The organism is Streptomyces calvus, from assembly GCF_006782915.1.
GTDB classification, from domain to species: domain Bacteria; phylum Actinomycetota; class Actinomycetes; order Streptomycetales; family Streptomycetaceae; genus Streptomyces; species Streptomyces calvus.
Window position 1 is genome coordinate 134,601 of record NZ_VCNP01000042.1, and the last position, 21,224, is coordinate 155,824.

20 protein-coding genes are annotated in these 21,224 nt (G+C 73.0%); 13 read left to right on the forward strand and 7 right to left on the reverse strand.

Annotation, left to right across the window (positions count from 1 at the left end; all coding sequences use genetic code 11):
* The first annotated feature begins 243 nt into the window (after window positions 1-243).
* On the forward strand, window positions 244-873 hold the full coding sequence (locus FGW31_RS18585; RefSeq protein ID WP_142194560.1) for a TetR family transcriptional regulator: 630 nt from the start codon (window positions 244-246) through the stop codon (window positions 871-873).
* A 111-nt stretch (window positions 874-984) separates the two neighbouring features.
* Window positions 985-3,045 (forward strand): HelD family protein, encoded by a 2,061-nt coding sequence (locus FGW31_RS18590; RefSeq protein ID WP_142194561.1) that lies wholly within the window; start codon window positions 985-987, stop codon window positions 3,043-3,045.
* 16 nt (window positions 3,046-3,061) lie between these two features.
* Here the strand turns inward: FGW31_RS18590 and FGW31_RS18595 are convergent, their stop codons facing one another.
* Entirely contained in the window at window positions 3,062-3,961 is a 900-nt protein-coding gene (locus FGW31_RS18595; RefSeq protein WP_142194562.1) for an NAD(P)-dependent oxidoreductase, read from the reverse strand.
* 50 nt (window positions 3,962-4,011) lie between these two features.
* On the opposite strand from FGW31_RS18595, the gene FGW31_RS18600 reads away from it, so the two are divergent.
* Window positions 4,012-4,377, forward strand: a complete 366-nt coding sequence (locus FGW31_RS18600) for a winged helix-turn-helix transcriptional regulator (RefSeq protein WP_142194563.1) — start codon at window positions 4,012-4,014, stop codon at window positions 4,375-4,377.
* Between the two features lie 163 nt (window positions 4,378-4,540).
* Here FGW31_RS18600 and FGW31_RS18605 read toward each other — a convergent pair whose 3' ends face one another.
* Complete coding sequence (locus tag FGW31_RS18605; RefSeq protein ID WP_142194564.1) at window positions 4,541-5,242, reverse strand: FadR/GntR family transcriptional regulator; 702 nt, start codon at window positions 5,240-5,242, stop codon at window positions 4,541-4,543.
* 278 nt (window positions 5,243-5,520) lie between these two features.
* Here FGW31_RS18605 and FGW31_RS18610 point away from each other — a divergent pair, with 278 nt between their 5' ends.
* From FGW31_RS18610 to FGW31_RS18625, 4 genes are all read left to right on the forward strand, one after another.
* On the forward strand, window positions 5,521-6,762 hold the full coding sequence (locus FGW31_RS18610; RefSeq protein WP_142194565.1) for an aminotransferase class V-fold PLP-dependent enzyme: 1,242 nt from the start codon (window positions 5,521-5,523) through the stop codon (window positions 6,760-6,762).
* A gap of 61 nt (window positions 6,763-6,823) precedes the next feature.
* Window positions 6,824-8,119, forward strand: a complete 1,296-nt coding sequence (locus FGW31_RS18615; protein WP_142194566.1) for an ABC transporter substrate-binding protein — start codon at window positions 6,824-6,826, stop codon at window positions 8,117-8,119.
* 2 nt (window positions 8,120-8,121) lie between these two features.
* Complete coding sequence (locus FGW31_RS18620; protein ID WP_142194567.1) at window positions 8,122-9,129, forward strand: carbohydrate ABC transporter permease; 1,008 nt, start codon at window positions 8,122-8,124, stop codon at window positions 9,127-9,129.
* Complete coding sequence (locus FGW31_RS18625; RefSeq protein WP_142194568.1) at window positions 9,126-9,962, forward strand: carbohydrate ABC transporter permease; 837 nt, start codon at window positions 9,126-9,128, stop codon at window positions 9,960-9,962. The genes FGW31_RS18620 and FGW31_RS18625 overlap by 4 nt, the downstream gene beginning before the upstream one ends.
* Here FGW31_RS18625 and FGW31_RS18630 read toward each other — a convergent pair.
* Both FGW31_RS18630 and FGW31_RS18635 read right to left on the reverse strand, forming a co-directional pair.
* Window positions 9,952-10,569, reverse strand: coding sequence for a DinB family protein (locus FGW31_RS18630; protein WP_142194569.1), 618 nt, complete (start codon window positions 10,567-10,569; stop codon window positions 9,952-9,954). The two genes, FGW31_RS18625 and FGW31_RS18630, sit on opposite strands and share 11 nt — an antisense overlap.
* An 88-nt stretch (window positions 10,570-10,657) precedes the next feature.
* On the reverse strand, window positions 10,658-11,866 hold the full coding sequence (locus FGW31_RS18635) for an MFS transporter (RefSeq protein WP_142194610.1): 1,209 nt from the start codon (window positions 11,864-11,866) through the stop codon (window positions 10,658-10,660).
* Window positions 11,867-12,030: 164 nt separating this feature from the next.
* On the opposite strand from FGW31_RS18635, the gene FGW31_RS18640 reads away from it, so the two are divergent.
* The 4 genes from FGW31_RS18640 (at window position 12,031) to FGW31_RS18655 (ending at window position 14,437) form a co-directional block, all read left to right on the forward strand.
* Window positions 12,031-12,507: a winged helix-turn-helix transcriptional regulator gene (locus tag FGW31_RS18640; protein WP_142194570.1), complete on the forward strand. Its 477-nt coding sequence runs from the start codon at window positions 12,031-12,033 to the stop codon at window positions 12,505-12,507.
* Between the two features lie 198 nt (window positions 12,508-12,705).
* Window positions 12,706-13,290 carry a helix-turn-helix domain-containing protein gene (locus FGW31_RS18645; RefSeq protein ID WP_142194571.1) on the forward strand — a complete coding sequence of 195 codons (585 nt, stop codon included), beginning with the start codon at window positions 12,706-12,708 and terminating at the stop codon, window positions 13,288-13,290.
* Window positions 13,291-13,369: 79 nt separating this feature from the next.
* On the forward strand, window positions 13,370-13,975 hold the full coding sequence (locus FGW31_RS18650; RefSeq protein WP_142194572.1) for a hypothetical protein: 606 nt from the start codon (window positions 13,370-13,372) through the stop codon (window positions 13,973-13,975).
* Between the two features lie 129 nt (window positions 13,976-14,104).
* The gene (locus FGW31_RS18655) at window positions 14,105-14,437 is read left to right on the forward strand and encodes a DUF2516 family protein (RefSeq protein WP_161175080.1); all 333 of its coding nucleotides are present in this window, start codon (window positions 14,105-14,107) and stop codon (window positions 14,435-14,437) included.
* A gap of 148 nt (window positions 14,438-14,585) precedes the next feature.
* On the opposite strand, the gene FGW31_RS18660 is transcribed toward FGW31_RS18655, so the two are convergent.
* The 3 genes from FGW31_RS18660 to FGW31_RS18670 form a co-directional block, all read right to left on the reverse strand.
* Entirely contained in the window at window positions 14,586-15,992 is a 1,407-nt protein-coding gene (locus FGW31_RS18660) for a SpoIIE family protein phosphatase (RefSeq protein ID WP_161175074.1), read from the reverse strand.
* Window positions 15,993-16,505: 513 nt separating this feature from the next.
* The gene (locus FGW31_RS18665; protein WP_142194574.1) at window positions 16,506-17,594 is read right to left on the reverse strand and encodes a C40 family peptidase; all 1,089 of its coding nucleotides are present in this window, start codon (window positions 17,592-17,594) and stop codon (window positions 16,506-16,508) included.
* Between the two features lie 618 nt (window positions 17,595-18,212).
* A complete protein-coding gene (locus tag FGW31_RS18670; RefSeq protein WP_142194575.1) occupies window positions 18,213-19,004 on the reverse strand; it encodes a class I SAM-dependent methyltransferase in 792 nt (263 codons plus the stop codon).
* A gap of 340 nt (window positions 19,005-19,344) precedes the next feature.
* On the opposite strand from FGW31_RS18670, the gene mshA reads away from it, so the two are divergent.
* Window positions 19,345-20,682, forward strand: a complete 1,338-nt coding sequence (mshA, locus tag FGW31_RS18675) for a D-inositol-3-phosphate glycosyltransferase (protein ID WP_142194576.1) — start codon at window positions 19,345-19,347, stop codon at window positions 20,680-20,682.
* Window positions 20,675-21,223 (forward strand): type III secretion system chaperone family protein, encoded by a 549-nt coding sequence (locus FGW31_RS18680; protein ID WP_142194577.1) that lies wholly within the window; start codon window positions 20,675-20,677, stop codon window positions 21,221-21,223. The genes mshA and FGW31_RS18680 overlap by 8 nt, the downstream gene beginning before the upstream one ends.
* Window position 21,224 lies beyond the last annotated feature (1 nt).

Genomic DNA, 21,224 nt, shown 5'->3' on the forward strand with positions numbered 1-21,224 from the left:
CCGCGCGGGCCGGGGCTGAGGCGCCACGGGCCGGGCGGCCGAGACGGCCCCGGTGGGTTCCGGAGCGCGGCGGGACATCGGTCCGGGGCCGGGGCTGAGGCGTCGCGGGCCGGTCGGCTGAGGCGTGCCGCGCGGGCCGGGGGGTGAGGCGTCGCGGGCCGGCCGGCTGAGACGGCCCCGGTGGGTTGCGGAGCGCGGTGGGACATCGGTCCGGGGCCGGGGCCGGGACCGTAGGCTCGGCGCATGAGCGAGATCGGGCTGCGCGAGCGCAAGAAGCAGCGGACCTACCGGACCGTGTCGGACACCGCGATCCGGCTGTTCCTCCAGCGGGGCTTCGACGCGGTGTCCGTGGCCGAGGTGGCCGCCGCCGCCGAGATCTCCAAGCCGACGCTCTTCCGGTACTTCCCGGCGAAGGAGGACCTCGTCCTGTACCGGATCGCCGACCACGAGGGCGAGGCCGCGCGGGTGGCGGGCGAGGGGCCGACGCCGGTGGAGGCGCTGCGCCGGCACTTCCTGGAGGGGCTGCGGCGCCGCGACCCGGTCACCGGGCTCAGCGACGATCCCGAGGTGCTGGCCTTCCACTCGCTGCTGTACGGCACTCCGGCGCTGGTCGCGCGACTGTACGGGCATCTGGAGCGGTCCGAGGAGGCACTGGCGGAGGCGCTCGGCGGAGGGCTCGGCGGGCGCCTCGCCGCCGGACAGATCGTCGCCGTACGGCGGATCCTCGCGCAGGAGAACTGGCGCCGGATCGCGGCGGGGGAGCGGGTCGAGGAGGTGCGGGGCGACGCGGTGGCGGCGGCGGAGCGGGCGTTCGGGGTGCTGGCGGAGGCGGTGCCGCGGCTGCTGGGGGAGCGTGCGGCGGCTCGCGGGTGAGGCGCGGTGCGGGTCGGCCGAGCCATCGGGTGTCACGGCAGCGCGGCGCGCCTCCCGCTTGAGGCAGAGTAAAAAATGTAACTCGGTTGCTTTTTCGGTACGCTCGGTGGAATGACGTCACCCGAGCCCGCCCTCCGGCACGCCCTCACCCACGAACGCGCCCACCACGACCGCTGCCGCAGCGCCCTCGCCGCCATGCTGGACGGCGCCCGGGAGGAGGTCGTCACCGGCGAGGACGTCTCCGCCTCCGGCGCCGACGCCGAGGTCCTCGGCCGCCGGCTGCGCAGCCGCGCCGAGGAACTGCGCGAACTGCCTCCGGGCCCGCTCTTCTTCGGCCGCCTAGACTTCACGGACACCGACGACAGCGGCGGCCGCACCGGCACCGGCCACGCCGGGCAGAGCTATCACGTCGGGCGGCTGCGGATCACCGAGCACCCGGCCGCCCCGCCCCTCGTCGTCGACTGGCGGGCGCCCGTCTCCCGCGCCTTCTACCAGGCCTCCGCCCGCGATCCGCAGGGCGTCGCCGTGCGCCGCCGGTTCGGCTGGGCGCCCGGCAGCCGGGGCGACTCCGCCGACCTGACCGGTCTGGAGGACGAGCACCTCGCGCGCGGCGAGGAACGGGTCAGCGGCATCGTCGCCCGGGAGATCGAGCGGCCCCGCGTCGGCCCCATGCGGGACATCGCGGCCACCATCCAGCCCGAACAGGACGACCTGGTCCGCGGGGACCTGGGCGCCTCCGTGTGCGTGCAGGGCGCGCCCGGCACCGGCAAGACCGCCGTCGGCCTGCACCGGGCGGCGTATCTGCTCTACAGCCACCCGGGCCGCATCCGGCGCGGCGGACTGCTCGTCCTCGGACCCAACCGCACCTTCCTGTCGTACATCTCCGAGGTGCTGCCCGCCCTCGGCGAGACCGGCGTGCGGCAGTCGACCCTGGCCGAGGAGATCGCCCGGCAGCCGGTCACCGGGACGGACTCCGGGCCGGCCGCCGTCCTCAAGCACGACGAGCGGATGGCCGAGGTGCTGCGCCGTGCGCTGTACGCGCGGGTGCGCACCGGCCGGGCCGACGCCCTCGCCGTGCCCGACGGCTCCTACCGCTGGCGCGTCGAGCCGGAGGAGACCGCCGCGATCGTCGCCGACGTACGGGCCGAGGAACCGCCGTACGCCGTCGGGCGGGAGCGGGTGCGGGCCCGGATCGTGCGGGTCCTGCGGGAGCGGGCCGAGCGGCGCGGCGGGCCGCGGTCCACCGCCTGGGTCCGCCGGATCGAACGCGCGCGCCCGGTGTCCGCGTACGTCGACGCCGTGTGGCCCCGGGTGCGCGCGGAGGAGGTGCTGGCCGGGCTGCTCGGCGACCCGGAGGCGCTGGCCGCCGCGGCCGACGGCGTGCTGGACGACGTGGAGCAGAAGGCGCTGCTGTGGGCGAGGCCGCCGCGCTCGTGGAAGTCGGCGCGCTGGTCGGCCGCCGACGCGGTGCTGCTGGACGAGATCGCCGGGCTGATCGAGCACCCGGACGGGTACGGCCACGTCGTGGTCGACGAGGCCCAGGACCTCTCCCCGATGGAGTGCCGGGCGGTCGCCCGCCGCGCCGCCTTCGGTTCGCTCACCGTGCTCGGCGACCTGGCGCAGGGCACCACGCCGTGGGCGGCCCGCTCCTGGCCCGCGGTGCTGCGGCACCTGGGGAAGCCGGACGCGGCGGTGGTCCCGCTGACCACCGGATTCCGGGTGCCGCAGGCGGTGGTGGCGCTCGCCAACCGGCTGCTGGAACGGCTGGACGTCGATGTTCCGGCGGCCCGTTCGCTGCGCCGCGACGGCGCGTTGCGCCTGCGGGAGGTCGCCGCGCCGGACGCGCTGCCGGACGCGGTGGTGGCCGCCGTGCGGGACGCGCTGGGGCGCGAGGGCAGCGTCGGGGTCGTCGCGGCGGACGCGCAGGTGCCCCGGCTGCGGGAGGCGCTGGCCGGGGCGGGGGTGGACGCGGCGGGGCCCGAGGAGGTGGGTGCGCGGGTCTCCGTGGTGCCGGCGAGCCTGGTCAAGGGCCTGGAGTACGACCACGTGGTGGCCGTCGAACCGGCCGACGTGGCGGAGGCGGAGGAGCGCGGCCTGCACCGGCTGTACGTGGTGCTGACCCGGGCGGTCTCCCGGTTGGAGGTGGTGCACGCCCGCCCCCTGCCGTTCTGAGACCGCCCGGGCCGGGTCAGCGGCGGGCGAGCAGTTCGGCGACCCGGGTGAACCCGTCCGTGCCGTGTCCGAGCGCGACGACCCGCCGCGCCTGCCCCTCGATCACGCGCATCACGCTCGCGTCGATGCCGTGGGCCTCGGCGGCGTGCACCACGTGGGACATGGTCGACACGGCCGAGGTGATGGGGTTCAGCTCGCCCGAGTACGTGCCGGCGTCGGCGTCGGCAGCGAACTCCGTGAACAGCGGCGGCAGGATCGCGGCGATGCCGCCGGCGAAGGGGGCGAGTTCGGTGGCGGTGACACCCTCGGCGCGGGCCACCGCGAGGGCGTGCGCGTAGCCCGCCATCGCCGTCCAGAAGATGTCGAGCAGCGCGATGTCGTACGCCGCCGCCCGGCCGATGTCCTCCCCGAGGTGGGTCTGGCTGCCGCCCAGCGCCGCCAGCACCGGCCGGTGCTCCCGGTACAGCTCCTCGGGGCCGCTGAGCAGGAACACCGCGTCGTCCGTGCCGATGGTCGGGGTGGGCGTCATGATCGCGCCGTCCAGGTAGCGGATGCCGTGCCGCTCGGCCCACTCGGCGGTGTCCCGGGCGCGGTCGGGCGTGTCGGCGGTCAGGTTCGCGACCGTGCGGCCCTTGAGGACGGCGGCGACGGCGTCCTGGCGCAGCACGGCGTCGGAGGCGTCGTAGTTCACCACGCAGACGACGGTGAGCGGGGACGCGGCGACCGCCGCCTCCGGTGAGGGCGCCGCCGTCGCGCCACGGGCCACCAGGTCGCCGTCCCGGCCCGGGGTGCGGTTCCACACGGTGGTGCGCAGACCGGCGTCCAGGAAGGCGCCGGCCAGCGCGCGGCCCATCGGGCCGAGCCCGAGGACGGTGACGGCGGACTGCTCGGATGACGGGTCGGTGTGCACGGACATGCTCGAACTCCCGTAATATGCAGGGCAATTGATGAGGAAAGGGGCAGGGCATGGCGCAGCGACGGCACGATCCGAACGTCTGCGGAGTGACCGCCGCCATTGCCGTGATCGAGGGCAAGTGGAAGACCACGCTGCTGTGGCAGCTGGAATCCGGTCCGCACCGGCCGGCCGAACTGCGCCGACGGGTGCCGGGCCTCACCGAGAAGGTGCTGACCCAGGCGCTGCGCGAGATGGAGGCGGACGGACTGGTGGACCGGCGGGTGTACGACGTGCTTCCGCTGAAGACCGAGTACTCCCTGACCCCGTTCGGCCGGGATCTCGCCGAGGCCCTCTCCCCCCTTTCCGACTGGGGCCACCGCCGCCTGGACCGACTGGCCCACGACGCGGCAGACACCCGCGAGGCCACCGCCTCCTGACGCCTGCCCGTCCCCTTCAGTCTCGGCCGGGACCGGCGCGCTGCCCAGTACGCACAAAAAAGTGGGTACGTCGGCACGCGCGAGCGAGCGGGTGCGCCCGCGGGCGGGCGGTGCTGCCGGTCAGGTAGGACAGGTGGTGCTGCCGGTCAGACGGTCGTGACGGTCAGGCGGTGGTGTCGTCCTCCTCCACCGGTGGCATCAGCGCGCGCAGCCAGCGTTCCGTCTGGGCGACGTGGGCCTCGGCGGCGCCCGCCGCGGCGCCCGGGTCGCGGTCCGCGATGGCGGTGGCCAGCACCCGGTGGTCGGCGTCGCTCTTGCGCCGCAGCTCCGGCCCCTCGGGCAGGGTGAACACCTGGTACTTGCGGGAGCGGGCGCGGAAGACCGCCAGCAGGGAGGCGAGGGTAGGGTTGCCGGCCGCGCGGGCGATCTCCGCGTGGAAACGGTGGTCGAGGTCCGACGCCTCGGCGGGGTCCTCGGTCGCCTCCATGGCCTCGATCAGCGAGAACAGCGTGTCGACGGTCTCCGGGGTCGCGCGCGCGGCGGCCTGGGCCGCGACATGCGCCTCCAGGACGCGCCGGATCTCGTACACCTCCAGCAGGCCGGGCAGCGGCAGCAGTTGGAGGGTCAGCGAGAGGCTGCCGATGAGGTCCTCCGGCCTCAGCTGGGAGACGTAGGTGCCGGAGCCGTGCCGCGGCTCGATCACGCCGAGGGCCGCCAGCATGCGCACCGCCTCCCGCAACGAGCCGCGCGAGACGCCCAGTTCCTCGCAGAGGTCCGCCTCGGGAGGGATGCGCTGCCCGGCGCCGAGCCGCCCGGTGGCGATCATGTGCCGTAGGCCGTGGAACGCCTTGTCGACTGCGGACATCCGATTCCTCCCCTGCCGGACGGGCGGCGGCGTGCGCCCGCCCCCGGGGGACGCGTCCGCCCCGGCGTGCGCGCCCGTTCCCCGGGTGCACTGTAGCGAGCCCGAGAGATCAGATGTCTTGGATGTATCGACCGTGAGTCATCTGACTTGTCTCGCTGCACAGGTCTTGTCATGGCCGAAATAGGCATGCCACCATCCCGAGTCATCATACGTCTCGGCCCGGAAGTCTGATGTCACGCGCTTTCGGAGCCGTACGAGGTCTTCGAGACGGGAGCCCTGTGAGCGAGACCGAGGTCACCACCGCACCGCGCCCCCTGCTGCTGGCCGACGGCCGTCCGGCGGCGCGGGCGTGGTCGCTGGACCCCGCCCTGCGCCACCTCAACCACGGTTCGTTCGGGGCCGTGCCGCTGGTGGCGCAGGAGCGGCAGCAGGAACTGCGGACGCGGATGGACGGCGCGCCGGTGGTGTGGTTCCCCGAACTGCCGCAGCGGATCGCGGCGGCCCGGGTCGACCTCGCGGCCTTCCTCCGCGTGGACCCCGGTGACCTGGCCCTGGTGCCGAACGCGAGCGCCGGGGTGAGCGTCGTGTTCGCCGGTCTCGGGCACCGGGCCGGTGGCGAGATCGTCGTCACCGACCACGGCTACGGCGCCGTCACGATGGGCGCCGAACGGCTGGCCCGCCGCTGGGGCGGCCGGGTGCGCACCGCCCGGGTGCCGCTGGACGCCGGTGCGGAGCAGGCGTACGAGGCCGTGATGGCCGAGGTCGGTGAAGCCACCGCTCTCCTGGTCGTCGACCAGATCACCTCCGCGACCGCCCGCCGGCTGCCGGTGGACCTGATCGGTGCGCAGGCGCGCCGGCGCGGCATCCCGCTGCTGGTGGACGCCGCGCACGCGCCCGGCCTGATCGAGGCCCCGCTCGACGGCCTGGACTGCGACTTCTGGGCGGGCAACCTGCACAAGTGGGGCTGCGCGCCGCGCGGTACGGCGGCGCTGGTGGCGCGCGGCCCGCTCCGCGACCACCTGTACCCGCTGATCGACTCCTGGGGCGCCGCCGATCCCTTCCCCGACCGCTTCGACCAGCAGGGCACGATCGACGCCACCGGCTACCTCGCCGCCGCGACGGCGCTCGACTTCGTCGACACCACCTGGGGCTGGCCGGCCGCCCGCCGCTACATGGCCGACCTGGCCGGTTACGCCGAGCGGATCGTGGGTGCCGCGTTCGCCGAACTGACCGGTGAGGACGCCTCCGTCGACGTCGGCATGCCCGTGCCGGGCATGCGGCTGGTGCGGCTGCCCGAGGGCCTGGCGGACAGCCGTGTCACGGCCGACGCCCTGCGCGACCGGGCCGCCGCGGAACTCGGCGTCGAGGCGGCGTTCACCAGCTTCGGCGGCGTCGGCTACGTGCGGCTGTCCGCGCATGTCTACAACACCGCCGAGGACTACGAGTACTTCGCCGAGCGCTGCGTTCCCGTCCTCGGCGCCTGGGCCCGCGCGGCGCGCGAGCAGCGGCACCCGCGCTAGCCGGCCGCACACCGTCTCGCGCCGCCGTCACCCCCGTACACCCAAGGAAGAGGTCAGCACGATGAGAAGAAGGACGGCAGCCCTCGCGGCCGGCACCGCCGCCGTGATGGTCCTGACCGGCTGTTCCACCATGAGCCCCGGTGCGGACGGCACGGTCACCCTCAGCATGGTGGAGAGCCTGACCAACCCCGCCCGCACCGACCTGCTCGAAAAGCTGATCGCCGACTTCGAGCAGCAGAACCCCAAGATCAAGGTCAACCTCGTCTCCCCGCCCACCGAGCAGGCCGACCAGAAGATCCAGCAGATGCTGCAGTCCGGCAGCGGTGTGGACGTCCTGGAGGTGCGGGACATCACCGTCGGCCCGTGGTCGAACAACGGCTGGCTGTACGACATGAAGAAGGACCTCGCCGGCTGGAAGGGCTGGGACGCGCTGACCGACAACGCCGTCGCGGCCTCCGAGGACGACAAGGGCCGGACGTACTTCGTCCCCTACGGCTTCTACGGGCTGAGCCTCTTCCACCGCACCGACCTGATCGAGCAGGCCGGCTTCGACGAGCCGCCCGCCACCTGGGACGAGCTGCTGGAGCAGGCCGCGCGGATCCACGACCCGGCGGAACGCCGCTACGGCTACGCCTTCCGCGGCGGCGCCAACGCGCACAGCAACGCCACCGCCGCGATCGAGGCGTACGTCGCCGAGAAGATCGACCCGGCCAACGGCTACCGGCTGAAGGACGGCAGCACCATCTTCTCCGCGCCCGAGGCGCTCGACGCCATGGAGACCTACCTCAAGCTGTTCCGGCAGGCCTCGCCCAAGTCGTCGGTGGCGTGGGGCTATCCGGAGATGGTCGAGGGCTTCTCCAACGGCTCGACCGCCTTCCTGCTCCAGGACCCCGAGGTCATCGCGACCGTCTCGGAGTCCAAGTCGATCGACAAGGACCAGTGGAGCACCGCTCCGCTGATGGCCGGGCCCAGCGGCAAGACCGTGCAGCCGCTGGCCACCGCCGGATGGGGGGTGGCCGACGGCAGCAAGCACAAGGCCGAGGCGGTGAAGCTGGTCGAGTTCCTGTCCGAGGGCGAGGCGTCGACGGCGTTCACCAAGAAGAACAGCCTGGTGCCGATCCTGAAGTCGGCCGCCCAGGACGAGTTCTACCGGACCGGCCCGTGGGCCAGCTACGTCACCATGACGGAGAACCCGGACACATACCTCGTCGTCACCCAGCCGCGCGGCGTCGCCTGGTGGGCCGAGTGGCAGCAGCGGGCCGACACCGACGTGCAGAAGATGGTCCTCGGCAAGCTGTCGCCGAAGGAACTGCTGGCCGGCTGGGACGCCTACTGGACCGAGAAGTGGAAGAAGTAGCCATGTCCACCACGTCCAGGCCGGACGCGCGGACGGCGCCCTCCGTACGGAAGGAGGGCGCCCCGCCCGGCCGCGGCACGGCGGGGGGCCGCCGCAGGCGGGAGTTCACCACCCGGCGCGGTCTGGTGATCGCCGCCTTCATGGCGCCGGCCGCGGTCTTCGTCGCCGTCTTCACCTACTACCCGATGATCGCCGGCAGTCAGATGGCGTTCCGCAACTGGAACCTGACCGACCTGACCGACACCTCGTGGGTGGGCTGGAAGAACTTCACCGAGGTCTTCACCGACCCCGCCTGGAGCACGGTGGTGGACAACACCCTGCTGTGGGTGGTCGGTTCGATCGTGCCGCAGCTGGTGATCGGGTTCGCGATCGCGCTGTGGCTGCGCCGCCGGTTCCGCTTCCGCGGGCTCTACCAGGCGCTGATCTTCTTCCCGTGGGCGATCTCCGGGTTCCTCATCGGCATCCTGTTCCGCTGGCTGTTCAACAGCGAGTTCGGCGTCGTCAACGACCTGCTGCAGAAGGCGGGACTGATCGACGAGCCGGTCGCCTGGCTGGCCGATCCGCAGACGGCGATGACCGCCGTGCTGATCGCCAACGTCTGGTACGGCGTCACCTTCTTCGCGATCATGATCCTGGCGGCGCTCCAGTCGATCCCCGACGAGCTGTACGAGGCGGCGGCGCTGGACGGCGCCGGCAAGGCCCGCACGCTGTTCCGCATCACCATTCCGTACATCCGCGTGACGCTGGCGCTGACCGTGCTGCTGCGCGTCATCTGGATCTTCAACTTCCCGGACCTGATCTTCGGCATGACCGGGGGCGGGCCCAACGACGAGACGCACATCGTGACCACCTGGATGATCAAGATCACGCAGCAGGGCGACTACGGCAAGGCCTCCGCCCTCGGACTGCTGGTGGTCGCCGTCCTCCTGGTCTTCGCGGTGTTCTTCCTGCTGGCCACGCGGGAGCGCCGGGGCGGGCGGGGCACGACGGAGCGAGGGGCGCGCGCATGATCGGCAAGGAAACCGGGGCCGGCCGGGCCACCAAGTTCACCTTCCTCGGCCTGTGGCTGGTCTTCTCCCTCTTCCCGCTGTACTGGATCACGGTCACCAGCCTGAAGGCGCCCGGCGACATCTTCTCCTTCCCGATCTCCTACTGGCCCGAGCGGTTCTCGCTGGAGAACTACCAGGGCCTGTTCGGCAAGGCGGACTTCGGGACGTACCTCGTCAACAGCCTGGTCGTGGCGACCGTCGCCGGCGCGGTGGCCACGGCGATCTCGACGCTGTCGGCGTACGTGCTGGCCCGCTTCGAGTTCCGCAGCAAGTCCGCACTGCTGATGGCGGCCCTGGTCACGCAGATGATCCCGTCGTTCATCGCGCTCGGCCCGCTGTACCTGCTGATGACCGACCTGCGCCTGGTCGACAACCGTCTCGGGCTGGTCCTCGTCTACATCGCCGTGTGCATCCCGTTCTGCACGGTGATGCTGCGCGGCTTCTTCGAGAACGTGCCGGACGCGCTGGAGGAGGCCGCCATGATCGACGGCCTGTCCCGGCTCGGGGCGCTGCTGCGGGTGCTGCTGCCGGTGATGCGGCCGGGCATCGTGGCCGCGTTCATCTTCAACTTCGTCAACTGCTGGAACGAGCTGTTCCTTTCGGTGACCCTGATGAACAGCGACGCCAACAAGACGGTGCCGACGGCCCTGAACGGCTTCATCTCCAGCTTCAACATCGACTGGGGCTCGATGTCCGCGGCGGCCGTCCTCACCATCCTGCCCACCATGGTCCTCTTCGCCTTCGCCAGCCGGCACATCGTCCAGGGCCTCACCTCGGGCGCGGTCAAGGGCTGACGGCAGGCCGCCCGCCCTCCCGCTCCGCCGCCTGCCGGGCCGCGCCCTCCAGGCGCTCCCGGTAGGCCTCCCACCACGCCGGATCGGACGACGGCAGCGCCGTGTTGTCCTCCCGCATTCCCACAGCGCCGTCCATGAGTTCCCGCAGGACGTCGGCGTGGCCGGCGTGCCGCTGGGTGTCGGCGATCACGCGGACCACGGCGTGGTGCAGCGTCACCTCGTCCTTGCCGTCCTGCCACCACGGCACCCGGCCGACGGTCTCCAGCGGCAGCGCCTCGATCGTCGCGTCCGCGTGCGCCCAGGCCCGCCGGTACAGCGCCACGACGGACTCCCGCGACTCGTCGGCGGTCGCCCACATGTCGCCGTTCGGCTCCGCGCCGTCCGCCAGCCAGGGCAGCGGATCGCCGTGCGGCCGGCCGAACACGTCGCCGAGGTAGCCCAGTTCGACACCGGCGGCGTGCTTCACCAGCCCGAGCAGATTGGTCCCGGTGGGCGTCAGCGGACGCCGGACGTCGTACTCCGCCACCCCGTCCAGCTTCCACAGCAGGGCGTCGCGGGCGGACTGGAGGTAGAAACGCAGATCGCTCTTGGTACCGGATGCGGTCATACGCCCCAGTCTCCCGCACACAGGCCCGGCCGGGTCGGACGATCTCCACTCCTCTCCGCTCCCTCCCACCTCCCCGCGCCGACGCCGCTCACCTTCCGTGCGCCGTGCCGGGAGGCGCCGTCCCGGTGGCCGGGGCCGGGACGCCGCGCCGGGTGAACGCCCACAGCAGCAGCCCGAGGCAGCTGAACGCGGCACCCAGTGCGCACACGGCGCCCCAGCCGGCCACCGTGTAGAGGGAGGTGGCGGCAAGGGCGCCGGTGGCGCTGCCGACCGAGTAGAAGACCATGTATCCGCCGATCAGCCGGCTGCCCGCGTCCGGGTGCAGTGCGTGGATCAGCGTCTGATTGGTGACGTGGACCGCCTGCACGGCGAGGTCGAGCAGGACGACCCCGACGCACAGGGCCCAGAGCGAGCTGCGGGTGAAGGCCAGGGGCACCCATGAGGCGGTGAGCAGCGCCAGGGCGACGCCCGTGGTCCGCCCGGAGAGCCCGCGGTCGTTCAGGCGGCCCGCCACGGATGCGGCCAGGGCGCCCGCCACACCGATCAGGCCCAGCGCCCCGATCGCGCTGTGGGACAGGAAGTACGGTGCCTCGCTGAGCGGCAGCGCGACGCTGCTCCACAGGGTGCTGAACGCGGCGAAGACCAGGAGGGCGAACAGGGCCCGGAGCCGCAGCAGCCGTTCCCGCGCGAACAGGGTGATCGTGGAGCGCAGGAGCTGCCCGTAGCGCAGGGGCGTCGGCGGAGTGCCGCCGTGGCGTGGCAGCACGCGGTGCAGGACCAGGGCGAGCAGGGCGGTGAGCGACGCGGACAGCAGGTAGACGGAGCGCCAGCCGGCGAGGTCGGCCACCAGGCCGGACACGGTGCGGGCGAGCAGGATCCCGGTGACCACTCCGCTGGTGACGGCACCGACGACCCGTCCACGCGCGGCGGCAGGGGCCAGTGACGCCGCGAAGGCCACCAGTGTCTGCGTGACGACCGCGAGCAGGCCCGTCGCCGCCATGCCCACGAGCAGCGTCGCCGCCGTGGGAGCGGCGGCCACCACGGTGAGCGCCGCCACCAGCAGCAGCAACTGGGCCACGACGAGCCGTTTGCGGTCGGTCACGTCGCCCAACGGCACGAGGAGGAAGAGGCCCAGCCCGTAGCCGACGTGCGTGAGGGTGACCACGCTGCCGACGAGTGCCGGGCTCATGGCGAGGTCGTGGCCCATGGTCACCAGGAGCGGCTGGGCGAAGTAGACATTGGCCACCGCCGTCCCGCAGGCGACCGCGAACAGGACGACGACGCCGCGGGACAGCACACCGCCCGGCGCCTCTCCGTCGCGGGCCCCGGCCGCCCGCCGTGTCACCGTTCCACCGTCACCGGCCATCGGCATCCCCTCCCGCATTCTGGTTTCAAGTTGCAACCGAAGGAGACGGTAAGGTGAGTCGGTGGCATGTTGCAACCGCTGAGAGTGGGGACGCCATGGTGAGCAGGACGCGCTTCGACGACAGCGAGTGCCCCGTCGCCCGGTCCGTGGACGCGATCGGCGACTGGTGGTCCCTGCTGATCGTGCGGGACGCCTTCGACGGGAGCCGGCGCTTCGGTGAGTTCCAGCGCAGCCTCGGCGTGGCGAAGAACATCCTCACCGCACGCCTGCGGGCCCTGGTCGCCGGCGGCGTCCTCGAAACCGTCCCCGCCTCGGACGGCAGCGCCTACCGCGAGTACGTCCTGACGCCGAAGGGTCAGGCGCTCTTCCCCGTCATCGTGGCGCTGCGGCAGTGGGGCGAACAGAACTTCTTCGACCCCGGCGAACCCCACTCGGAACTGGTCGACCGCAGACAGGGCCGCCGCCTCCGCCCGCTGGAAGTGCTCGCCGAGGACGGCCGACGCCTGAGCCACGACGACACCACCGTCCGCAAGGTGTCACCTTCGGCCGCGACTTCGCGCGAGTCGGGGTGATCACGGCGTCATCACTCCCGACCCCACGAGGGCGTCGGACGCCGGGCGCCTTCGAGGCCGTGGTCCGCCGGTCCGGCGAGTCCGACCGCATGTCTTACGCCGACAGGTGACCCTTGGGCTCAGCCGGCCGTCGTGCGAATGACGCACTCTTGCAAGCAGGTGCTTGCAATTGTTAGCGGAGTGGGGCACGGTGGGGGTATGGCATCGCTCAACGTCGGCAATCTCGGTGAGTACCTGCGCGAGCAGCGGCGCAGCGCGCAGTTGTCGCTGCGGCAGCTCGCCGACGCCGCCGGGGTGTCCAATCCGTACCTGAGCCAGATCGAGCGCGGGCTGCGCAAGCCGAGCGCGGAGGTGCTGCAGCAGGTCGCCAAGGCGCTGCGGATCTCCGCCGAGACGCTGTACGTCCGGGCCGGGATCCTCGATGCCGAGCGGGAGCTCGACGAGGTCGAGACGCGGGCCGTCATCCTCGCCGATCCCACGCTGACCGAGCGTCAGAAGCAGGTACTGCTCCAGATCTACGAGTCCTTCCGCAAGGAGAACGGGTTTGGCGCCGCCGGGGACGGTCAGGTGACGGACGGGGACCGCGAGGTCACCTCGGCCGACGACGTCGCCGGACCCGACGGGGTCTCCGGGACCGCCGACGGGAGCGGCGGCGAGCCCGACGCCCCGGTCGACGGCGCCGCCGTGCGCCGCACCCGTACGGCCGACGGCGGGAGAACCGCCCGGCGCCGCACCCGCGCGGCCGACGGCAGCGACACCGATCCGCCGCGGACGGCCGGCTGAGCCGGACCAGGGCACCGGCCGTCCACAGCGGATCACACACCACCCTCAGCCGAAAACGACATCCGGGAGAACCATCACCATGGCCATCACCGACGACCTGCGCAAGACCTTCAGCGACCCGACCCTGCTCTACTTCGCCGCCGGCACCGCCGACCTCGCGCTGCAGCAGGCCAAGAAGGTCCCGGCCCTGGTGGAGCAGCTGCGCGCCGAGGCCCCGGCCCGTATCGAGGCCGTGCGCAACACCGACCCCAAGGCCGTGCAGGAGCGGGCGACCACCCGGGTGCGGGAGACGCAGGAGACCCTCCAGACGAAGGTCGGCGAGCTCCTCGGCACGCTCGACACCGACCTGAAGAAGCTCGGTGAGACCGCCCAGGACCTCGCGCTGCGCGGGGTGGGTGTCGCCGCCGAGTACGCGGTCAAGGCCCGGGAGACCTACGAGAAGGTCGCCGAGCACGGCGAGCAGGCCGTGCGGACCTGGCGCGGCGACGCCGCCGAGGGCATCGAGGACATCGCCGTCGCCGTCGAGCCGCCCGCCGTGCCGAAGCCCGCCTCCGAGCCGGTCGAGACCGCCGACGGCAAGCAGGCCGACGGCAAGCCCGCCGCGGAGGGCAGGCCGGCCCCCGCCAAGAAGGCCCCGGCTCGCAAGGCCACCACCCAGAAGAAGACGACCCCGCCCGCCAAGTAGGCGCCGGCGGCACGGCGGGCCGGGCACTTACGCGGTGCCCGGCCCGTTGACCGGATAGCCGGACGGTGTATGCGGGTACGGTGACGGCGTTGGACGGACGAGCCGATACAGGTGGTGGACGTTGTGCTGATGCAGGGCTTCAACAGTTTTATGTCGCTGCTGAACCTAGCTCTCGTCGTGTTCAGCGGGTTCGCGCTGATCGACGCCGCCACGCGCCGTGAGGACGCCTACCGGGCGGCAGACAAGCAGACCAAGCCCTTCTGGCTGATCATCCTCGGCATCGCCTTCGTGGTGGCCCTGATCTTCGAAATCTTGTCGTTCCTGCCGATCATCGGCCTGATCGCCACCATCGTGTACATGGTCGACGTGCGTCCTGCGCTGCGCGGTCTGCCCGGCGGCGGCCGCGCCCGCCGGGGCTCCAGCAGCGACGGCCCCTACGGGCCCTGGAACGGCGGCCGGTAGGACGGCGGCGGCTGGAGGACAGCTGCGGCTGGAGGACCGCTGTAGGACGGCTCGCGACGGCACCGGCTCGACGGCAGCCGTGAGACGGCGGCGTACCGCGCGGGTCACGGCTGGTCGGCAGGGGTGAGACGGCGGCGTACCGCGCGGGTCACGCCGTCCGGACGCGGTCCAGCAGCAGGACCGCCACGTCGTCCGTCAGTTCGCCGCCGTTGAGGTGGCGGACCTCGTTGACGGCGGTCCGCAGCAGTTCCTCCCCGCGCAGCCCCTCGTCGAGCTGGCGCCGGATCATGCCGACCATGCCGTCCTGACCGAGCCGCTCACCGGTGTCGCCGACGCGGCCCTCGATCAGGCCGTCGGTGTAGAGCATCAGGCTCCACTCGGCTCCCAGCTCCACCTGCATCCGCGGCCAGCGGGCGCCCGGCAGCAGTCCGAGCGCCGGGCCGTTGTTGTCGTACGGCAGCAGCCGGGCCGGCAGGCCCGGGCGGGCGAGCAGCGGCGACGGGTGGCCGGCCAGGCACAGGCCCGCACGGCGGCCGTCCGGTGCGATGTCCACCGTGCACAGGGTGGCGAAGATCTCGTCGTCCGCCCGCTCGTGCTCCAGCACCTGCTGCAACGTGCTGAGCAGCTGGTCCCCGCACAGCCCGGCCAGGGTCAGCGCGCGCCAGGCGATGCGCAGTTCCACGCCGAGCGCGGCCTCGTCGGGGCCGTGCCCGCAGACGTCGCCGATCATGGCGTGCACGGTGCCGTCCGGGGTGCGGACGACGTCGTAGAAGTCGCCGCCGAGCAGGGCACGCGAGCGGCCGGGCCGGTAGCGGGCGGCGAAGCGCAGCGAGGAGCCCTCCAGCAGCGGCGTCGGCAGCAGGCCGCGCTCCAGACGGCGGTTCTCCTGGGCGCGCAGGCGCCCCTCGGCGAGCCGGCGCTCGGCCGACTCCGACCGCTTGCGCTCCACCGCGTAGCGGATCGCCCGGCCCAGCAGCCGGCCGTCCAGCTCGTCGCGGACGAGGTAGTCCTGGGCGCCCACCCGGACCGCCTCCGCGCCGCGCTCGGTGTCGTCGGCGCCGGTCAGGGCGAGGACGGCGTGCCGGGGCGCGAGCTCCAGGACGTGCTTGAGCACGGCGAGCTCGTCGGCGTCGCCGTCACGGCCCGGAGCGGGCAGGGCGAGGTCCAGCAGGATGCAGTGGACGTCGTCGGTCAGCAGCCGCTCGGCCTCGGTGAGGTTGCGGGCGGTGCGGACGCGGATCGGCTTGCCGGACTGGTCCAGCAGGTCCGGCACGATGGGCGAGCCGCCCGGGTCGTTCTCGATCAGCAGCAGCGTGAGGTTGGTCGGTGTGGCCGTCCCGGCGCGCTCCGGCGTGGTGCCGGTCCGGTCCGGTGACGTGCCGGAGCGGTCCGTGGCGTTGCCGGACGGGTCCGTCGTGTGCGGGTCCGTCGCGTGCGGGACCGCCGTCCGGGCCTCCGAGGAGTCCTGGGCGGGGCCGCCGTCGAGTGAAGCGGCCGGCGCCTGACCACCTTCCGCGGCCGGGATCGCTCTCTGCCGCGGTACGGGTACGGGCATTGTTCCGGGTTCCTTCCCTCCCCCCGAGGGCACGGGCGGGGTCGGGGTCCGTTCCGACGGACCTCGGGCTCTCGGCCCTTTCCCGAGCCCACGCCGTCCGCGTGAGCAGGGGACGCCCCTTCGAACGGGGACCATAGCGGTTGACGGCGCCGCAACGGAATGGTGTGAACCACGTCGCTGCGCCATCCGCCGCTGTCATATGCCGCGATTGCTACCGCAGTTGGACAGGCGGGCGATGTCGCAGGGATGACGAACGTCACGCCATGGGCGGTTTGTCCGCATGATCCACGTGCGCTGCGTCACGTGGCCCAGGTCACCGGGCCGTTGGGTGAGGCGACGGCGCTCCCCGTCGGCCCGGTTCCCGTCGGGTCGGCTTGTATCCGGCTCGGTTCGCATCAGGCTCGGTTGCGGTCCGGCTCGGTTCCGGTCCGGGTCAGTACGTATCCGGCTCGGTTGGGGTCCGGCTCAGTTGGGGTCCGGCTCAGTTCAGGTCCGGCTTGGTTCCAGTCCGGCTCAGTTCGTGTCCGGGTCCGGTCGTACGACCCCGAGGATCGGCATCGACCCGGCGCCCGCGAGCGTCACGTTCCGCCCCGGGCGCGGCGCGTGCACCATGACACCGTCCCCCACGTACATCCCGACGTGGCTGGCGTCGTCGAAGTAGATGATGAGGTCGCCGGGCCGCATGTCCCTGATGTCGACGCGCTCCAGCTGCTTCCACTGCGCCTGCGACGTGCGCGGGATGCCCTGTCCGGCGGACAGCCAGGCCTGCGAGGTCAGTCCGGAGCAGTCGTACGTCCTTGGGCCCTCGGCGCCCCACTGGTACGGCTTGCCGATCTGCGCGGTGGCGTAGGCGACGGCCTCCTTGCCCTGCTTCGTCGCCTTTCCGCTGATCTCGTCCAGGATGCCGGAGCTCAGCCAGGCGCTCTGCGCCCGGTCGGCGGCCTGCTGCTGCAGCCGGGCCAGCCGCTCCTTCTCCTCATCCTCCAGCTGCGACTCGAGCTTCTCGGCGGCCTCGATCCGCTTCTCGATCCGCTGCTGCGCCTTGGCCTTGGCCTTGCGTCCGGCCTGCAGTTTCTTCAACTGGGCGTCGGCATCGCGGGCGTACTGCTCCAGGTCCTGCTGGGTGCGGGTCAGCTCCCCGAGCAGGCCGTTCGTGGCGTGCTGGCCCTGGCGCACCCGGTCGGCGCCGTCGAGGAAGTCCTGCGGGTCGTCGCTCAGCATCAGATGGGCCTCGGGCGGCAGCCCGCCACCGCGGTACTGCGCGGCCGCCGCCGCGCCCGCGCGGGCCCTCAACTCGTCCAGCCGCTCCTGGCCCTTGGCGATCTTCCGGGTCAGCTTGGCCACCTGGGCGGACTGCAGCCGCGCCTTCTCGTCGGCGGCGTTGTACGCGTCGGTCGCCACGGCTGCCGCGCGGTACAGCTCGTCGAGCTTCTCGCGTACGGCTTCGAGGTCCTTGTCGGCCGGAACGCTCACTCCCGGACTCGGGCTCGGGGCCGGCGGGGGAGCGGGTGCCGCGAACGCCGTGCCGGGCACCGCCAGTACGGTGACCGCACAGACCACGGTCACGGCTGCCGTGACCAGCCCGCGCTTGCCCTTCCCCATGACTGCACCCCCACCTGGTTAACCGCCAGTAACTTTGCGTCGCCCGGGGGATGCTGCCATGTCGGCGCGCGAAACGACAGAGGGAGTCCGTCCCGGCCCGTCCCTCCCGGTCACTTCCCGCCGTTCCCGTCCCTTACGCCCCTCCCGGCACGACATCGTCCCGCCCGTGTGACGAACGACATGCGGGGATCGTTCCCGCAACCGGGGCCACACCGGCACCACATCGGCACCACTCCGGCGCCCCGAAGTCGCGTCGGCCCCGGCCCCGGCCCTGTTGGTCGGCAGGCCGCGCCTGGTCCAGCGGCTACCCGGCCGGCAGGCCGTGCTCGGTCCCGAACTCCCGCCGTCCCGGCCACCTCGGCCGGCAGGCCGCACCGGTCCAGCGGTCAACCGGTCGTCAGGCGCGCGCAGCCCGAACTCACGCCGGTCCCGGCCACCTTGAACTCACGCCGGTCCCGGCCACCTTGAACTCACGCCGATACCGGCCACCTTGGCCGACGCACCGCGCCGTGCCCGAAGCCCCGGCCGCCCCGGCCGCCTCGGCCGAAGAACCGTTGAAGAACCGCCGAAGAGCCGCCGAGAAACCGGAGTCGCACCGGCCCTGGACTCACGCCGGTGTCACCCCCGCGGCGCCAACGCCTCCCAGCGCACCGTGACTTCGCCCTGCCGCCACCGGTTCGGCCCGTCCGTCACCGGCCAGTCGGCCGTGAGGTCGCGCACCGTCCGGATCCAGCGCTGCCGGGCGCCGTACGAGGCGTACGGTGCGGCGGCGGCCCAGGCGCGGTCGAAGTCGCGCAGGAAGGCATGCACCGGCTCACCGGGCACATTGCGGTGGATCAGCGCCTTCGGCAGGCGTTCGGCGAGGTCGGAGGGCCGCTCCAGCGAGCCCAGCCGGGTCGCGAAGCTGACCGTGCGCGGCCCTTCCGGCCCGAGCGCCACCCACACGTGCCGGCGTCCGATCTCGTCGCAGGTGCCCTCGACGAGCAGTCCGCCGCGCGAGCCGGTCTCCGGGTCGGCCGGGGCGAGGCGCGCGCACAGTCGCCGCCAGACGGCGGCGACCTCCGTCTCGTCGTACTGGCGCAGCACGTTCGCCGCGCGGATGAGCAGTGGCCGGCCGGGCAGCGGGATCTCGAAGCCGCCGTGCCGGAAGGCCAGCCCCTCGCGTTCGTACGGCCGGGCCGCGGCGACCCGGGCCGGTTCGATCTCGACGCCCGTGACGCGGGTGCGCGGCGCGGTGCTGCGCAGCCGGTGCAGCAGTTCGACCGCCGTCCAGGGCGCCGCGCCGTACCCCAGGTCGACGGCGAGGGGGTCCGCAGCACGGCGGAGTTCCGCGCCGTGCGTGGCCGCGATCCAGCGGTCCATGCGGCGCAGCCGGTTGGGGTTGGTGGTGCCGCGCGTCACCGTGCCCACGACGGCGGCCCCTCCGCCGGAGCGCGTCCGGGAGTGCCGAGGGTGCCCGGGGTGCCCGGGGTGTCCGGAGGGCCCGGGCTGCCCGGGGCGGGCGGTGGAGGCGGCGCGGACGGTCATACGGACGAGGGTAAGGGGGTACCCGCGCGGGGTGGCGTCGAGAGCACCGTGCGCACCACGCACCCCGCTCTCGAACGGTTGAGCGACCCTCGGTAATGATTCTGCAAAAACCCGAACCGGAGACGCGGTCCGGAAATGGGAACGCCTCCGTCCGGTGTTGAGGTCCCCGAGGGCGCCCCGCACACCCTCCGACCGTCATGTCCGCAGCGAGGAGGAACGCCACGTGAGCCAGTACATCGCGAGGCTCGGGCGGCGGTCTCCCGCCGTGCCGCCGCGCCTGCGGATGCACCGCAGGCCCCGCCGGGTGGCGATGCTCTCCGTGCACACCTCCCCGCTCCACCAGCCGGGCACCGGCGACGCGGGCGGCATGAACGTCTACATCGTGGAGCTGGCGCAGCGCCTCGCCGCGATCAACATCGAGGTCGAGATCTTCACGCGCGCGACCTCCGCCTCCCTCCCGCCCACGGTCGACCTCGCTCCGGGCGTCCTCGTCCGGCACGTCGACGCGGGCCCCTACGAGGGCCTCGCCAAGGAGGACCTGCCGGCCCAGCTGTGCGCCTTCACGCACGGGGTGATGCAGGCCTGGGCCGGCCACCGCCCGGGCCACTACGACCTGGTCCACTCCCACTACTGGCTCTCCGGCCACGTCGGCTGGCTCGCCGCCCAGCGCTGGGGCGTGCCGCTGGTGCACGCCATGCACACCATGGCCAAGGTCAAGAACGCCAACCTCGCCGACGGCGACACCCCCGAGCCCGCCGCGCGCGTCATCGGCGAGACGCAGATCGTCGCCGCCGCCGACCGGCTGATCGCCAACACCGCCGAGGAGGCGGACGAACTCGTCCGGCACTACGACGCCGACCCCGGCAAGGTCGCCGTCGTGCACCCCGGTGTGAACCTGTCCCGCTTCCGTCCGGCCGACGGCCGGGCCGCCGCGCGGGCCCGCCTCGGCCTGCCCCGGGACGCCCTGATCCCGCTCTTCGCGGGCCGCATCCAGCCCCTGAAGGCCCCCGACATCCTGCTGCGCGCGGTGGCCGTGCTGCTCGACGAGCGTCCGGAGCTGCGTTCCCGCATCTGCGTGCCGGTGGTCGGCGGTCCCAGCGGCAGCGGCCTCGCCAAGCCGGAAGGGCTGCAGAAGCTCGCCGCGCGGCTCGGCATCGCGGACGTCGTACGGTTCCGGCCGCCCGTCGGGCAGGAGCAGCTCGCGGACTGGTTCCGTGCTGCGTCGGTGCTCGTGATGCCGTCCTACAGCGAGTCGTTCGGCCTGGTCGCCATAGAGGCCCAGGCGGCCGGCACTCCGGTGCTCGCGGCGGCGGTCGGCGGCCTGCCGGTGGCCGTGCGGGACGGGCACACCGGTTTCCTCGTGCAGGGCCACGACCCGGCGGCGTACGCGCGGGTGCTGCGTGACTTCGCCGACCATCCGCACCTGGCCGACCGCATGGGCGAGGCGGCCGCCCGGCACGCCCAGTCCTTCGGCTGGGGCACCGCGGCCGCGGCCACCGCCGACGTGTACACGGCCGCGACCCACGCGCACCGCCGTCACGTACGCTCGCACCATGGCTGACAAGGCAGCGGACGCAGCGGACCCGGGGCAGCGGGCGGCACGCGTCATCGAGGACGTGCTGAAGGACGCCGAGCTGGAGTGGGAGAGCACCGCGCCCGGCAGTTACGTCGTGAAGCTCCCCGGCACCCGCAAGCTGTCCACGACGGTGTCGCTGATCGCCGGCCGGCACACGCTCAGCCTCAACGCCTTCGTCATCCGCCACCCCGACGAGAACGAGGCGGCCGTCCACCGCTGGCTGCTGGAGCGCAACCTGAAGCTGTTCGGGGTGAGTTACGCCGTCGACCCGCTCGGCGACATCTACGTCACCGGCCGGCTGCCGCTGTCGGCCGTCACCGCCGAGGAGGTCGACCGGCTCCTCGGGCAGGTCCTGGAGGCCGCCGACGGCAGCTTCAACACCCTCCTGGAACTCGGTTTCGCCTCCGCGATCCGCAAGGAGTACGCGTGGCGGGTCTCGCGCGGCGAACCGACCCGCAACCTGGACGCGTTCGCGCACCTGCTGGCCCGCCCGTCGGAGCAGGCGGAGGACCCGGCGCGCGACTGAC

What these genes read in the sequence shown, in the direction of transcription:
- FGW31_RS18585 (WP_142194560.1), top strand. Translation starts at nt 244, where the DNA reads ATGAGCGAGATCGGGCTGCGCGAGCGCAAGAAGCAGCGGACCTACCGG.
- FGW31_RS18590 (WP_142194561.1), top strand. Translation starts at nt 985, where the DNA reads ATGACGTCACCCGAGCCCGCCCTCCGGCACGCCCTCACCCACGAACGC.
- FGW31_RS18620 (WP_142194567.1), top strand. Translation starts at nt 8,122, where the DNA reads ATGTCCACCACGTCCAGGCCGGACGCGCGGACGGCGCCCTCCGTACGG.
- FGW31_RS18650 (WP_142194572.1), top strand. Translation starts at nt 13,370, where the DNA reads ATGGCCATCACCGACGACCTGCGCAAGACCTTCAGCGACCCGACCCTG.
- FGW31_RS18640 (WP_142194570.1), top strand. Translation starts at nt 12,031, where the DNA reads ATGGTGAGCAGGACGCGCTTCGACGACAGCGAGTGCCCCGTCGCCCGG.
- FGW31_RS18655 (WP_161175080.1), top strand. Translation starts at nt 14,105, where the DNA reads ATGCAGGGCTTCAACAGTTTTATGTCGCTGCTGAACCTAGCTCTCGTC.
- FGW31_RS18625 (WP_142194568.1), top strand. Translation starts at nt 9,126, where the DNA reads ATGATCGGCAAGGAAACCGGGGCCGGCCGGGCCACCAAGTTCACCTTC.
- FGW31_RS18665 (WP_142194574.1), bottom strand. Translation starts at nt 17,594, where the DNA reads ATGGGGAAGGGCAAGCGCGGGCTGGTCACGGCAGCCGTGACCGTGGTC.
- FGW31_RS18595 (WP_142194562.1), bottom strand. Translation starts at nt 3,961, where the DNA reads ATGTCCGTGCACACCGACCCGTCATCCGAGCAGTCCGCCGTCACCGTC.
- FGW31_RS18645 (WP_142194571.1), top strand. Translation starts at nt 12,706, where the DNA reads ATGGCATCGCTCAACGTCGGCAATCTCGGTGAGTACCTGCGCGAGCAG.
- FGW31_RS18615 (WP_142194566.1), top strand. Translation starts at nt 6,824, where the DNA reads ATGAGAAGAAGGACGGCAGCCCTCGCGGCCGGCACCGCCGCCGTGATG.
- FGW31_RS18630 (WP_142194569.1), bottom strand. Translation starts at nt 10,569, where the DNA reads ATGACCGCATCCGGTACCAAGAGCGATCTGCGTTTCTACCTCCAGTCC.
- FGW31_RS18660 (WP_161175074.1), bottom strand. Translation starts at nt 15,992, where the DNA reads ATGCCCGTACCCGTACCGCGGCAGAGAGCGATCCCGGCCGCGGAAGGT.
- FGW31_RS18605 (WP_142194564.1), bottom strand. Translation starts at nt 5,242, where the DNA reads ATGTCCGCAGTCGACAAGGCGTTCCACGGCCTACGGCACATGATCGCC.
- FGW31_RS18600 (WP_142194563.1), top strand. Translation starts at nt 4,012, where the DNA reads ATGGCGCAGCGACGGCACGATCCGAACGTCTGCGGAGTGACCGCCGCC.
- FGW31_RS18680 (WP_142194577.1), top strand. Translation starts at nt 20,675, where the DNA reads ATGGCTGACAAGGCAGCGGACGCAGCGGACCCGGGGCAGCGGGCGGCA.